Here is a 13,723-nt window from a genome sequence, read left to right as displayed (position 1 = left end):
CGCGCGGTCATTCGGCGAGAAACAAAAGGAAAATCATTTTATATCAATGGCTTGGAAGGCAATGAAAATTTTAATGAATTTTCGACGAAGCGCTCAGTGCGCTTCGTCCCAGTTGGTGGCCGAACGCGCGTCGACTCTCAGCGGCACCCGCATTTCGAGCGCCGGCATGGTGGCGTTCTCCATCACCGAAACGATGATCGGCGTCGCCTTTTCGACGTCTGCGTCCTCGACTTCGAAGATCAGTTCGTCGTGCACCTGTAGGAGCATGCGCACGCGGTCGCCAAGCCCTGCTTCGGCCAGCGCCGGCTCCATCTTGATCATGGCCCGGCGAATGATATCGGCGGCTGATCCCTGGATCGGCGCGTTGATCGCGGCGCGCTCGTTGAAGGCGCGAACCGACGGGTTGGACGAGCGAATCTCCGGATAGTTGATTCGCCGCCCGAAGATCGTTTCGACGTAACCCTTGTCACGCGCCATCTGCTTGCGGCTGTCCATGTAGTCGCGGATGCCGGGGAAGCGCTCGAAATACTTCTTGATGTAGTCGCCCGCTTCCGAGCGCTCGATCGAGAGCTGATTGGCAAGGCCGAAGGCTGAGATACCGTAGATGATGCCGAAGTTGATGGCCTTGGCGCGACGTCGCACTTCTGACGGCATGCCCTCGACAGGCACGCCGAACATCTCCGATGCGGTCATCGCATGAATGTCGACGCCGTCGGCGAAGGCCTGCGTCAGCTGCGGAATCTCGGCGACGTGGGCGAGCACGCGCAGCTCGATCTGGCTGTAGTCGGCCGAAATCAGCTTATGGCCCGGCGACGAGATGAAGGCCGTACGGATCTTGCGGCCTTCCGCCGTCCGAACCGGAATGTTTTGCAGGTTTGGTTCCGAGGAGGACAGGCGACCTGTCGTCGTCGAGGCCAGCGAATACGAGGTGTGAACCCGCTTCGTCTGGGGGTGCACGTATCCCGGCAGCGCATCCGTGTAGGTGGACTTGAGCTTGGTCAGCTGGCGCCAGTCGACGATCTTGCGCGGCAGTTCGAAGCCCGCGGCGGCGAGGTCTTCGAGAACGCTTGCCGAGGTCGACCATTGGCCGGTCTTCGTCTTCGTACCGCCTGCAAGTCCCATCTTGCCGAACAGGATGTCGCCCAGCTGCTTCGGCGAGCCGATGGTAAAGCGACCGCCTGCAAGCTTGAAAATTTCGTCCTCGAGTGCCGCGGCGCCTTGTGCGAGATCGCCGGACAGGCGCGAGAGGATCTGCCTGTCGACGGTGATGCCGCGTTCTTCCATGTGTGCCAGGACCGGAAGCAAGGGCCGCTCGAGGCGTTCGTAAACCGTGGTCAGCTTCTCGGCGGCAAGGCGCGGTTTCAGCACCAGCCAGAGCCTGAGCGTGATCTCCGCATCCTCGGCGGCGTAGTGCGTCGCGCGATCGATATCGACGAGGTCGAATGTAACGTTCGACTTACCGCTGCCGGCCACGTCCTTGTAGGCGATCGGCGTGTGGCCGAGGAACTTCTCCGACAACGGGTCCATGCCGTGCGCGCCGGTGCCTGCGTCGAGCACGTAGGAGATCAGCATCGTATCGTCGAAGTTCTTGGTTTCGACCCCGTAGCGCTTCATCAGCAGGTAGTCGTATTTGAGGTTCTGGGCGACCTTCAGGATCGACTCGTCTTCCAGCAGTGCCTTCAGCCGGGGCAGGGCATCTCGCATCGGGATCTGGTTGTCCGCAAGCCCGCCGCCGAGCAGATCGCCGACGCCCGTCTTGTGGGCGATCGGGACGTAGGCGGCGCGAATGCTGGTGCGGGTGGCGTTCCTGTCGTTGTCGGCAATCGCCATCGAGAAGCCGACGAGCTCCGCCTGCATCGCATCGAGCGACGTGGTCTCGGTGTCGAAGCCAACCAGTCCGGTTTCGCGCGCATCGGCAATCCATTTGTCGAGCGTCGCGATGTCGCGAATGGTGACATAGCGCGAGTGGTCGAAGGGCAGGGAGGCAAAGGCCTCGGCGCGCGCCTTGGCAAGATCGCCCGGCCGGAAGGTACCCTCGCGACCATTCGCGCCGTTCGCCTTTGCCGGAACGGGCACGGCCTCGCCTGCAACGTCGGGAATACCGCCGGCAACCGGCTCGGGCTCTGCGGCGTCGAGATCCGGCCCGCGCGCTGCCGCACCCCACTGGACCGGAACATCCACGGCTTCGATCGCGCTGGCATCGCAATCGCAAGCCTCGGCCACGCGCCGCGTCAGCGAGGTAAACTGCATTGCCTTCAAGAAGCCGATCAGCTTCGGTCCGTTCTGAGGCTCAAGGATCAGGTCTTCGACCTTGAGTTCAAGCGGAACATCGGTGCGCAGCCGCACGAGCTCGCGCGACAGGCGGGCCTTGTCGGCATTCTCGATGATCGTCTGCCGGCGCTTCTCCTGCTTGATCTCGGTCGCGCGTTCGAGAAGTGTGTCGAGATCGCCGTAGTCGGCAAGCAGTTGCGCCGCCGTCTTCGGGCCGATGCCGGGGATGCCAGGCACGTTGTCGACCGAGTCGCCGGTCATCGCCTGGAGGTCGATCATCTTCTCGGGTGGAACGCCCCACTTCTCGATGACATCAGGAACGGCGATCTGCTTGTCCTTCATGCTGTCGTACATGTGGACGTTGGTCGTCACCAGCTGCATCAGATCCTTGTCCGAAGACACGATCGTCACGTCGGCGCCGAGCGCCTCGGCCTGGCGAGCATAGGTTGCAATGATGTCGTCGGCCTCGAAACCCTCCGTCTCGATGCACGGCAGGTTGAAGGCCCGTGTGGCGTGACGGATGAGACCGAACTGAGGGATGAGTTCGTCGGGCGGTGTCGAGCGGTTCGCCTTGTAGGCGTCGTAGAGATCCTTGCGGAATGTCTTTGCCGAATAGTCGAAGATGACGGCCAGATGCGTCGGGGTCGCGCCAACCGATGTGTCGCGCGCATCGGTCAGGAGTTTCCACAGCATGTTGCAGAAACCCGACACGGCGCCCACCGGCAAACCGTCGGATTTGCGCGTCAAAGGGGGAAGTGCGTGAAAGGCTCGAAAGATAAAACCGGAGCCGTCGATTAGGAAGAGATGATCGCCTTTTTTCATGGCGTCATGGATAGCGCGGCGACCTTGGAAGGTCCATATAAAGTTCCGAGGGTGAAAAGTTTCTGGCTCACCAAAGTGTTACTAATTTGTAATAGTCAATCCTCGGCTTTCCCTTGAAAAGCCACATTCCCGATCACAAATGATTACTACCGGCGTTTGATCGTGTTTGATCGCGTCGAGGGTCTGATAGCTGGCTTGTCCCCCGCCGCTTCGGACTTGGACAAAGGCCTTATCCCCTCTCCGGGCCTTTGTCCCCATTTTAAAGCCGCCATAGCCAGACCTCCAGGCTATGGCGGCTTTGTTTTGCTGCTCTATCTTTCGAACATAGCCTGCGATGAAGCATTTGTGATGCGTCGTATGCGATTTGTTGCATTGTTTCATCGAGTTTTCTGCGACTAATTGAGAAGATGGGAATTAATCGAATGGACTCGGGAGCTTACCTTGCCAGTCAGCTGGCCAAGGGCTTCGCTCGTTCGCTCCAGCAGCGCGCGGCGCGGCTCGGCTTTTCGCCCGGGCAATTCCCCGTTCTTCTCGAACTCTGGGCCGAGGACGGGCTGACGCAGAAGCAGTTGCTGGCCCGCGTCGACATCGAACAGGCGACGATGGCGAACACGCTTGCGCGCATGGCGCGCGACGGGTTGATCGATCGTCGTCCGCATCCGTCCGACAAGCGCGCGCAGCTGATCTTTCTCACGGACAAGGCCAAAGGCATGGAAGACGACGCCATCGAGGCGGCGCGTGAAGCGGACCTGGCCCTGTTTCAGGGCTTCAAGAGCTTCGAGCGCGAACTGACGCTCGAGTACATCCGCCGCCTGCTCGACAATGCCAAGAAGCTGTAATCGACACTGTTCCGCCGCCGTTATGGTCGAACTCCTCCGCATGCGCTGAAAACAAGCTCTCGCCCGCCGCCAGCTATTCGTGCTCTCGTCCCCCGGGCGTGTCTGACGCGCCCATCTCTCGCCATTGGCTCTCCCTGCCTGCTTTTTCGTCTCGAAAGCGACCGGCCTTTGGTCTATCGTCCCGCCGAATTTCAAAAGGAGTCGAAAATGACTGACGTAATGCCGGTGCTGTCGCGTGCGGACCAGAATTTGACATCGAGCCTCGACAAGCTGTTCGAGCTGTTGCGCATCAAGTCCATTTCCACCGACCCGGCCTACAGGGCCGAGTGCCGCAAGGCGGCTGAATGGCTGGTTTCCTATCTCGAGACCCTGGGTTTCGAGGCGTCCGTGCGTAACACGCCCGGCCACCCCATGGTCGTGGCCCATCACGCCGGCGCAAGCGCCGACGCGCCGCATGTGCTGTTCTACGGCCACTACGACGTGCAGCCAGTCGATCCGATCGAGCTCTGGGAGAATGATCCCTTCGAACCGTCGATCAAGGATGTCGGCAACGGCCGGAAGATCCTGACGGGCCGCGGCACCGCCGACGACAAAGGCCAGTTGATGACCTTCGTCGAGGCCTGCCGTGCCTACAAGGAAGTCAAAGGTGCACTTCCCTGCCGCATCACCATCCTCTTCGAAGGCGAAGAGGAATCAGGTTCGCCGTCGTTGAAGCCTTTCCTTGAGGCCAACGCCGCGGAGTTGAAGGCGGACTATGCGCTCGTGTGTGACACCGGCATGTGGGATCGCGATACGCCGGCGATCGCAGCAGCCCTTCGTGGTCTTGTCGGCGAGGAAATCGTCGTGACGGCCGCCGATCGCGATCTGCATTCCGGCCTGTTCGGCGGTGCCGCGGCGAACCCGATCCATATCCTAACTGCCGCGCTTGCCGGGCTGCACGATGAGACCGGCCGCATCACCCTTGAAGGCTTCTATGACGGCGTCGAGGAAACGCCTGCCAATATCAAGGCATCCTGGGAAACGCTCGGCAAAACGGCGGAAACCTTCCTGGGCGAGGTCGGCCTGTCGATCCCGTCGGGTGAAAAGGACCGGTCGGTTCTCGAGCTCACATGGGCGCGTCCGACCGCCGAGATCAACGGCATCTGGGGTGGCTACACCGGTGAGGGCTTCAAGACGGTGATCGCAGCCAAGGCTTCGGCCAAGGTTTCCTTCCGCCTCGTCGGGACCCAGGATCCGAACGCCATCCGCGAAAGCTTCCGCAGCTACGTCCGCTCGAAAATCCCGGCGGACTGCTCGGTCGACTTCCATCCGCATGGCGGTTCGCCGGCCATCCACCTCTCTTACGATTCGCCGGTGCTGACGAAGGCCAAGAATGCGCTCTCCGACGAGTGGCCGAAACCGGCCGTGGTGATCGGCATGGGCGGATCGATCCCGATCGTCGGCGACTTCCAGAAGATGCTCGGCATGGAGTCGCTGCTTGTCGGCTTCGGTCTCAGCGATGATCGCATTCACTCGCCGAACGAGAAGTACGAACTCGCTTCCTACCACAAGGGCATCCGTTCTTGGATCCGCATCCTGGAAGCGTTGGCCAAATAGGCTGGAAAAGCGTTCGTCTTTGAACGCCAGAAAAACAAAAAGGCCGGAACGAGCCGGCCTTTCGTCATCCGCTTCACTTCGATGCCAGTACATCCGTGGTCAAGGAGGAAGCGAATGTTGCAGCCAGACTGATCGGGAAAGGTTAACCAACGGTTAACGCGGAGCCTCGATCAGGACGGTGGAAGCGGCAACGTTGCTGGCGCGCACAGCTTTCCATCGGCTGCAATATGTTGATCCACATGTCGGAATGCCTAGCGCGCGTTTCAAGTAGATGTGACGCATTTTTGAATTTTGAAGCGCCCACGCGTTCAAGTCAGGTTCATCGGCGCGGACTACAAATCATTGAAAGAAAAGGTGATTGAGCTGAAATCGGCACGAGGCGACGAACGCCGAAGCCGTGCCCGGGCGCTTGCGCGCCTTTTCGGAAAACACAAGCGGCGCGGTCGCCAGCGTCGTCAGAGGAGTTGAAACGTGAAGTCCATCTTGATGAAGGCCGCTGCAGCGGCCGCCCTCTTGCTCGCGCCGGCGATTGCCCAGGCGGCAGAGGGATATGCGACAGCCAACGTCAACATGCGGGCCGGACCAAGCACGCAATATCCCGCTGTAACCGTCATTCCGGCCGGTGAATCGGTGGAAATCCATGGCTGCCTCGCCGATGTGCCTTGGTGCGACGTGGAGTTCTACGGTGGGCGCGGCTGGGTCGCAGGTCGCTATGTGCAGGCGCTCTACCAGAGCCGTCGCGTCTATGTGGGTCCGGAATATTACCGTCCCCTCGGAATCCCGACCGTGGTCTTCAGCGTCGGAAATTACTGGGACCGCTATTACCGCGGTCGCGATTTCTATCGGGAGCGCGATCGTTGGCGTCGCAATCCTGTTTACGATCGCCCGCCCGCTGTCGTTCGCCCGGTGCGGCCGCCAGAATTCGACGGAAACCCCGGCCCCGGCCGTCCACGACCCGATTTTGATCGCGGTCCCGATCGGAGGCCCGATGGAAACCGCGGACCGGGCCGTCGTCCCGAGCAACCGAATTTCGACCGCGGCCCCGGTCGCCAGGATTTCCAGGGACGGCCCCATGACAATCGTCCGGACTTCCAGCGCCCGCCGCAGGGCAACGACGATGGGAACTGGCGTCGCGGCGGTGAGGGCCGTCGTGGGCCTCCACGCTGCCCGCCGGGTGATCCGGCCTGCGGCAACCAGCAGTGACGCATCGGGGCGGCCGCGAGGCCGCCCTTTTTATTGGGGAGATGAGAAGGCCCGGCGCTCTGGGAGAGACACCGGGCCTGATCGCGATCGGCGCGTTTGAGGGGAGACGGCCGACCTTTAGCGAAACGTGTAGGGCGTGTTTCGCTAGGGCATTAATCCACCAGCTCGCTAATGGTTCCCTGTTACCAGAGAGAAACGGAACGCTGCCGACCGGCGAGGAGGTCGCGCAATTCCGCGAACGGGCCGTGAAGCATCTTCAGGCGGCTCTCTTCCATTTTTGTCAGCCTGTAGCGGCGTGCAAACTCGTGCACGTCCCAAACTTCACGCAGCTTGAATTCTTCGCTTTTGGTAATGTCGATGGTCATGGATGCCTACATATTGCGCATGCTGCGCTAATCTCAGGCGCAATTCGGCGTGCTATACGTCAGATTTGTGACAGTCGCAACGAATGGCAGCCATGCCAAAAAAGCGGGGCTTGGTAAACGAATTATAACAAAGCCCAGGCTGAGCGGCCCGGGCCTTGCTGTCTTAATCAGCGCCAATCGCGTCCGCGCACCCACGGTGGCGGGCGATCCCATCCGTAGGATCGCTCATAGCGCCAGTCATGGCGCGGCGGGCCGCCCCATCCGTAGCGGCGATCGGCGCGCCAGCCGTAACGCGGCGGTGGCGGTCGGTCCCAGTTCGGCCGGCAATTGCCCCACCGGGTCAGGTGATAGCCGCGCCCGCAGGCGTAATCGACGAGTACCGTATTCTTGGCCGCAACGCCGTTCAGCGGCGCGACCGGCATCGCTTCAGCCGCGGTAACGCCAAATCCACACATGGCGATCGCAGCTGCAATCATTCTCATACGCATCTCTGCACCTCTGTTATGCAAGTCCCTTGCACATGGATTAGAGAGCCGGTTCGGTGAACGGGGGCTGAACCAAATTTGACATTGTTGGGGCAAGGGCGGGCCGGTCTAACCACTTCTTAACCACCCCTTAAATCGCCGCATTTAAAGTTCAACCGGGCGGAGAACCGTTTGGCAAAGCACGGTTTCTGCGGCGTCGCCGCGCAAGGAGCGAAGAAGGGGCGTACCGGTACTAGATGGCGGGCAGAGGCAAATCACGCGACAGGATCGAACCTTCCTTCAGCGGTCGCGACGACCGCGACGATGATGACGATTTTTCGCTCGACGCCGATGACCGTGTCGTCAGGGGACGTTCGACCAAGCGATCGCCGTCAAAATCGTCTCGCGCGCGCCAACCCGAAAGACGCAGACGTGGTCGTCGCGAACGCGAGGGTGGAAGCTTCTTCGGCTTCATTCGTCGCATCCTCTACTGGTGCATCGTTTTCGGCATCTGGGCCGGGATCGGCGTGGCTGGCCTCGTCGTCTACTACGGGTCGCGCATGCCGAGCGCCAGCACCTGGGCCATTCCGGATCGCCCGCCGAACGTCAAGATAACTGCCGTCGATGGCAGCGTCATCGCCAATCGCGGCACGACGGGCGGCGAAGCGCTCGCGCTCGAAGACATGTCGCCCTACATCCCGGAAGCGATCGTCGCCATTGAAGACCGCCGCTTCTATTCGCATTTCGGCGTGGATCCCCTTGGCCTCGCACGCGCCCTCGTCACCAACCTGACGACCGGCCACATGGTTCAGGGCGGCTCGACGCTGACACAGCAGCTTGCAAAGAACCTTTTCCTGTCGCCGGACCGCACGCTTGAGCGTAAGGTGCAGGAAGTCCTGCTCGCGCTATGGCTGGAGCAGAAATACACCAAGGACCAGATCCTTGCGATGTACCTCAACCGCGTCTTCTTCGGCTCGAACGCCTATGGCGTCGAAGCGGCCTCGCGTCGCTACTTCAACAAGTCCGCACGCGACGTGAACCTCGGTGAAGCAGCCCTTCTTGCCGGACTCGTCAAGGCGCCGTCGCGGCTGTCGCCGGCGCGCGATCCCGAGGCCGCCAATGCCCGCGCGCAGGTGGTCCTGCAGACGATGCGCGAGCAAGGCTATATCACCGACGACGAGGTGAAGACCGCGATGTCGCAGACGCCAGCCAAGGCGAAGCGCTACTGGTCGGGCGCCGGCCACTATGTCGCGGATATGGTCATGGACCAGCTCCCTGGCCTGATCGGCGACGTCAAGGAAGACATCGTCGTCGATACGACGATCGACAAGACGCTGGAGAAGCGCGCGGAGCAGTCCCTGAACGATGTGCTCGGCAAGGATGGCGCCAAGCTCGATACGTCGCAGGCAGCCCTGGTTTCACTCGATGGCACCGGCGCAATCCGCGCGCTCGTCGGCGGCAGGGATTATGCCGACAGCCAGTTCAACCGCGCCGTCACCGCCAAGCGCCAGCCGGGCTCGTCCTTCAAGCCGTTTGTCTATGCAGCGGCGTTGGAAAAAGGTCTGACGCCGTTTTCGGTGTTCAACGACGCGCCGATCCGCATCGGCGATTGGACGCCTGAGAACTACGAGAAGAAGTACAATGGCGAAGTGACGCTCGCGACGGCGCTTGCAAAGTCGCTGAACACCGTCGCGGCCCAGTTGGTCATGTATGACGGGCCGGACCAGGTGATCAAGCTCGCGCACCGCCTCGGCATCGAATCGGAACTGCAGCCCAATGCCTCGATCGCTCTTGGTACGTCGGAAGTGTCGCTGACCGAGCTCACCGGCGCCTATGCCGCCTTCATGAATGGCGGCTACAAGGCGACGCCGCATGTGATCCGACGCGTAACGACGGCTGACGGCAGCAAGGTGCTCTACGAAAATACCTACGACAACCCGCCCCGTGTCTTGTCGGAAGCGATTGCCGCCAACATGAACACGATGATGATGGGCGTCATCAACCAGGGAACGGGCAAGAGCGCCAAGCTTTCCGGTTGGCAGGCCGCGGGCAAGACCGGCACGACCCAGAATTCGCGCGACGCGCTCTTCGTCGGCTTCACCAGCAACCTCACAACCGGCGTCTGGTTTGGCAACGACGATGGCAAGCCGATGAAGAAGGTGACGGGCGGCGGCTTGCCGGCCAAGGCCTGGCAGGAATTCATGGTCGCCGCGCACAAGGGACTGTCGCCGGCGCCACTGTTCGGCAACGGGCAATTCATGGCTGATCCGGCAGCCAATCCCGGCTTCGGCGACCAGCCGATGGCGTCTGCGGAGCCCGGTATGGCGCCGCCGCTTGAAGAGCCGACGACAATCGGCAGCATTCTCTCCGGTGTCTTTGGTGAAAGCGCCGAGCGCTATCCACAGGCGAATGACCGGCCAAGACGCCAGCCGATCGCCCCGGTCAATGGCGGTCCCGTGCCGCCCGCCGACATCGCCGATGACGGTGGTTATGGCCACGGTGATGCGCTGCCGCCGGGTGATATTGGCGAGCCTGAACCGTCGCCGGCGCACCATCGGAAACGGACGACCTTGCTTGACTTGATCATGGGACAATAGTCGACGGGTTTTGGCCAGAAAAACGCCATCGTCCTGTGCGTGCCAAAATTAGCTGTTGGGCGCTTTTTTTGCCGGTTTTCTGGCTAGTTCTCGCCTTGCAGTCCCGAAAACCGCTCCTTATATACGCGGCATCACCGCAATCACGATTGCGTTAATCTTAAAGACCCATCCCGTAAGGGGCTGTCAGGGAAATGCCTTCTCGGGGTTCCGACAGCTTGCTTCAAGGAGAGAATGACATGGCAAAAGTAATTGGTATCGACCTCGGAACGACAAATTCCTGCGTCGCTGTCATGGACGGCAAGGACGCGAAGGTCATTGAGAACGCCGAAGGTGCGCGCACGACGCCTTCGATCGTAGCATTTTCCGAAGATGGCGAACGCCTCGTCGGTCAGCCGGCCAAGCGCCAGGCAGTCACCAACCCCACGGATACGCTGTTCGCAGTGAAGCGCCTCATCGGCCGCCGCTACGACGATCCGACGGTTGAAAAGGACAAGGCTCTCGTTCCTTTCGAGATCACCAAGGGCGACAACGGCGACGCATGGGTCAAGGCCCGCGGCACCGGCTATTCGCCTGCCCAGATCTCCGCGATGATCCTTCAGAAGATGAAGGAAACCGCTGAATCCTATCTCGGTGAAAAGGTCGAAAAGGCCGTCATCACCGTTCCCGCATACTTCAACGACGCACAACGCCAGGCAACCAAGGATGCCGGCAAGATCGCCGGCCTCGAAGTTCTGCGCATCATCAACGAGCCGACGGCGGCAGCCCTTGCCTACGGTCTCGACAAGAAGGACGGCAAGACCATCGCCGTTTACGACTTGGGTGGCGGTACCTTCGATATCTCGATCCTCGAAATCGGCGACGGCGTCTTCGAAGTGAAGTCCACCAACGGCGATACCTTCCTCGGCGGTGAAGACTTCGACATGCGTCTCGTCGAATACCTCGTTGCCGAGTTCAAGAAGGACAACGGCATCGACCTCAAGGGCGACAAGCTGGCTCTGCAGCGCCTCAAGGAAGCTGCCGAAAAGGCAAAGATCGAACTGTCGTCCTCGCAGCAGACCGAAATCAACCTGCCGTTCATCACCGCTGATGCAACCGGCCCGAAGCACCTGACGCTGAAGCTGACCCGCGCCAAGCTCGAAAGCCTGGTCGAGGATCTGATCCAGCGCACGATCGCACCGTGCAAGGCTGCTCTCAAGGATGCCGGCGTCACGCCAGCCGAGATCGACGAAGTCGTTCTCGTCGGTGGCATGAGCCGCATGCCGAAGGTCCAGGAAGTCGTCAAGCAGCTGTTCGGCAAGGAGCCACACAAGGGCGTCAACCCTGACGAAGTCGTGGCACTCGGCGCAGCCATCCAGGCTGGCGTTCTGCAGGGCGACGTCAAGGACGTTCTGCTTCTCGACGTAACCCCGCTGTCCCTCGGCATCGAGACCCTCGGTGGCGTCTTCACCCGTCTGATCGAGCGTAACACGACGATCCCGACGAAGAAGTCGCAGACCTTCTCGACCGCCGACGACAACCAGCAGGCCGTCACCATCCGCGTTTCGCAGGGCGAGCGCGAAATGGCTGCCGACAACAAGCTGCTCGGCCAGTTTGACCTCGTTGGCCTGCCGCCGGCACCGCGTGGCGTTCCGCAGATCGAAGTCACCTTCGACATCGACGCGAACGGCATCGTGCAGGTTTCGGCCAAGGACAAGGGCACCGGCAAGGAACAGCAGATCCGTATCCAGGCTTCCGGTGGTCTCTCCGACGCCGACATCGAAAAGATGGTCAAGGACGCTGAAGCCAATGCCGAAGCCGACAAGAAGCGCCGCGAGGCCGTGGAAGCCAAGAACCAGGCTGAAAGCCTGATCCACTCCACGGAAAAGTCGCTGAAGGATTATGGTGACAAGGTTTCCGAGGCCGACCGCACCGCGATCTCCGATGCGATCGCTGCTCTGAAGTCTGCCGTCGAAGCAACCGAGCCGGATGCTGAAGACATCAAGGCAAAGACCCAGACCCTCATGGAAGTCTCCATGAAGCTCGGTCAGGCGATCTACGAAGCACAGCAGGCTGAAGGCGGTGCGGCAGCAGACGCATCCGCGGAAGCCGGCGACGACAATGTCGTCGATGCCGACTACGAAGAAGTCAAGGACGACGACCGCAAGAAGTCCGCCTAAGCGAGACGAGACGGTCTAGCTTGAAACTGACGTTCCGGCTGCCCACCACGGCAGCCGGAAAACCATTTCCGGGGTCTAATCCTTAATGGCAAAAGCCGATTTTTACGAAACGCTGGGTGTCGCCAAGACGGCGGACGAAAAAGAGCTGAAAAGCGCCTTCCGCAAACTCGCCATGAAGTACCATCCGGACAAGAATCCGGGCGACCACGACGCCGAGCGCAAGTTCAAGGAAATCAACGAAGCCTACGAAATGCTCAAGGATCCGCAGAAGCGTGCGGCCTATGACCGATATGGTCACGCTGCCTTCGAGCATGGCGGCATGGGCGGCGGCGGCATGGGCGGCGGCTTTGGCGGCGGCGGATTTTCCGACATTTTCGAGGATATCTTCGGCGAGATGATGGGCGGTGGCCGCCAGCGGCAGCGCTCTTCGGGCGGCCGCGAGCGTGGCGCCGATCTTCGCTACAACATGGAAATATCGCTGGAGGAGTCCTTCTCCAGCAAGACGGCGCAGATCCGCGTGCCGACTTCGATCACTTGCGACGTCTGCTCCGGCTCGGGTGCGAAACCCGGCACGCAGCCGAAGACCTGCGGCACTTGCCAGGGCTCGGGTCGCGTGCGCGCTGCCCAGGGCTTCTTCTCGATCGAACGGACCTGCCCGACCTGTCATGGTCGTGGCACGATCATTCCCGATCCGTGCACGAAGTGCCATGGCCAGGGCCGCGTCACCGAAGAGCGTTCGCTGTCCGTGAACATTCCGGCCGGTATCGAAGACGGCACCCGCATCCGCCTGCAGGGCGAGGGCGAAGCCGGCATGCGCGGCGGTCCGGCGGGCGATCTTTACATCTTCCTGTCGGTGAAGCCGCATGAGTTTTACCAACGTGACGGCGCCGACCTCTACTGCACCATTCCGATCTCGATGACGACGGCGGCACTCGGCGGCACCTTTGACGTGGCGACGCTCGATGGCACGAAGTCGCGTGTGACGGTGCCCGAAGGCACGCAGGCCGGCAAGCAGTTCCGCCTGAAGGGCAAGGGCATGCCGGTGCTGCGTTCGCCGCAGACGGGCGACCTCTATATCCAGATCCAGATCGAGACTCCGCAGAAGCTGACAAAGCGCCAGCGCGAACTTCTCCAGGAGTTCGAGCAGCTCTCCTCGAAGGAGAACAATCCGGAATCGACCGGGTTCTTCGCGCGCATGAAGGAATTCTTCGAGGGCTGATCGACCCTATATGAAATGTAACAAAGGCCCGGTTGCTGCTGCAGCCGGGCCTTTGTTGTTTGCTTTGTCAGGTCGCCTACGCAGGGTTGTCTCAACGTTCGAACGTCAAAAATACCTTATTATCCCGGGTCGACCGAATGAATGGTGGGACATTAAGATAATAAAAGGCTAAATTAGTGTGACGAAAACTG

9 protein-coding genes are annotated in these 13,723 nt (G+C 61.0%); 6 read left to right on the top strand and 3 right to left on the bottom strand.

Going from position 1 to position 13,723, the window contains the following annotated elements; all coding sequences use genetic code 11:
- Nucleotides 1–93 precede the first annotated feature (93 nt).
- Nucleotides 94–3,093: a DNA polymerase I gene (gene polA / locus AC1DE4_RS02140; protein WP_477879664.1), complete on the bottom strand. Its 3,000-nt coding sequence runs from the start codon at nt 3,091–3,093 to the stop codon at nt 94–96.
- Between the two features lie 422 nt (nt 3,094–3,515).
- Here polA and AC1DE4_RS02135 point away from each other — a divergent pair, with 422 nt between their 5' ends.
- From AC1DE4_RS02135 to AC1DE4_RS02125, 3 genes are all read left to right on the top strand, one after another.
- The gene (locus AC1DE4_RS02135; protein ID WP_016552356.1) at nt 3,516–3,932 is read left to right on the top strand and encodes a MarR family winged helix-turn-helix transcriptional regulator; all 417 of its coding nucleotides are present in this window, start codon (nt 3,516–3,518) and stop codon (nt 3,930–3,932) included.
- 207 nt (nt 3,933–4,139) lie between these two features.
- Nucleotides 4,140–5,528, top strand: a complete 1,389-nt coding sequence (locus tag AC1DE4_RS02130; RefSeq protein WP_025658603.1) for a M20/M25/M40 family metallo-hydrolase — start codon at nt 4,140–4,142, stop codon at nt 5,526–5,528.
- A gap of 471 nt (nt 5,529–5,999) precedes the next feature.
- Nucleotides 6,000–6,731: an SH3 domain-containing protein gene (locus AC1DE4_RS02125; RefSeq protein ID WP_025658604.1), complete on the top strand. Its 732-nt coding sequence runs from the start codon at nt 6,000–6,002 to the stop codon at nt 6,729–6,731.
- A 182-nt stretch (nt 6,732–6,913) separates the two neighbouring features.
- Here AC1DE4_RS02125 and AC1DE4_RS02120 read toward each other — a convergent pair whose 3' ends face one another.
- Both AC1DE4_RS02120 and AC1DE4_RS02115 read right to left on the bottom strand, forming a co-directional pair.
- Nucleotides 6,914–7,096 carry a hypothetical protein gene (locus AC1DE4_RS02120; RefSeq protein ID WP_018855247.1) on the bottom strand — a complete coding sequence of 61 codons (183 nt, stop codon included), beginning with the start codon at nt 7,094–7,096 and terminating at the stop codon, nt 6,914–6,916.
- Nucleotides 7,097–7,263: 167 nt separating this feature from the next.
- The gene (locus AC1DE4_RS02115) at nt 7,264–7,584 is read right to left on the bottom strand and encodes a GCG_CRPN prefix-to-repeats domain-containing protein (protein ID WP_025658605.1); all 321 of its coding nucleotides are present in this window, start codon (nt 7,582–7,584) and stop codon (nt 7,264–7,266) included.
- A gap of 233 nt (nt 7,585–7,817) precedes the next feature.
- On the opposite strand from AC1DE4_RS02115, the gene AC1DE4_RS02110 reads away from it, so the two are divergent.
- The 3 genes from AC1DE4_RS02110 (at nt 7,818) to dnaJ (ending at nt 13,532) form a co-directional block, all read left to right on the top strand.
- The gene (locus tag AC1DE4_RS02110; RefSeq protein ID WP_025658606.1) at nt 7,818–10,157 is read left to right on the top strand and encodes a transglycosylase domain-containing protein; all 2,340 of its coding nucleotides are present in this window, start codon (nt 7,818–7,820) and stop codon (nt 10,155–10,157) included.
- Nucleotides 10,158–10,393: 236 nt separating this feature from the next.
- Nucleotides 10,394–12,313 carry a molecular chaperone DnaK gene (gene dnaK, locus AC1DE4_RS02105; RefSeq protein ID WP_018855244.1) on the top strand — a complete coding sequence of 640 codons (1,920 nt, stop codon included), beginning with the start codon at nt 10,394–10,396 and terminating at the stop codon, nt 12,311–12,313.
- Between the two features lie 85 nt (nt 12,314–12,398).
- Nucleotides 12,399–13,532: a molecular chaperone DnaJ gene (gene dnaJ, locus AC1DE4_RS02100; protein ID WP_018855243.1), complete on the top strand. Its 1,134-nt coding sequence runs from the start codon at nt 12,399–12,401 to the stop codon at nt 13,530–13,532.
- The last annotated feature ends 191 nt before the right edge of the window (nt 13,533–13,723 follow it).

The organism is Rhizobium sp. 10N414, assembly GCF_056394785.1.
Note: the sequence above shows the minus strand (reverse complement) of the source record. Positions and strands in the feature narration are given on the sequence as shown.

Excerpts from the sequence above, each read along its gene's own strand:
- dnaK (WP_018855244.1), top strand. The coding sequence starts at position 10,394 with ATGGCAAAAGTAATTGGTATCGACCTCGGAACGACAAATTCCTGCGTC.
- AC1DE4_RS02135 (WP_016552356.1), top strand. The coding sequence starts at position 3,516 with ATGGACTCGGGAGCTTACCTTGCCAGTCAGCTGGCCAAGGGCTTCGCT.
- AC1DE4_RS02115 (WP_025658605.1), bottom strand. The coding sequence starts at position 7,584 with ATGCGTATGAGAATGATTGCAGCTGCGATCGCCATGTGTGGATTTGGC.
- dnaJ (WP_018855243.1), top strand. The coding sequence starts at position 12,399 with ATGGCAAAAGCCGATTTTTACGAAACGCTGGGTGTCGCCAAGACGGCG.
- polA (WP_477879664.1), bottom strand. The coding sequence starts at position 3,093 with ATGAAAAAAGGCGATCATCTCTTCCTAATCGACGGCTCCGGTTTTATC.
- AC1DE4_RS02130 (WP_025658603.1), top strand. The coding sequence starts at position 4,140 with ATGACTGACGTAATGCCGGTGCTGTCGCGTGCGGACCAGAATTTGACA.
- AC1DE4_RS02110 (WP_025658606.1), top strand. The coding sequence starts at position 7,818 with ATGGCGGGCAGAGGCAAATCACGCGACAGGATCGAACCTTCCTTCAGC.
- AC1DE4_RS02120 (WP_018855247.1), bottom strand. The coding sequence starts at position 7,096 with ATGACCATCGACATTACCAAAAGCGAAGAATTCAAGCTGCGTGAAGTT.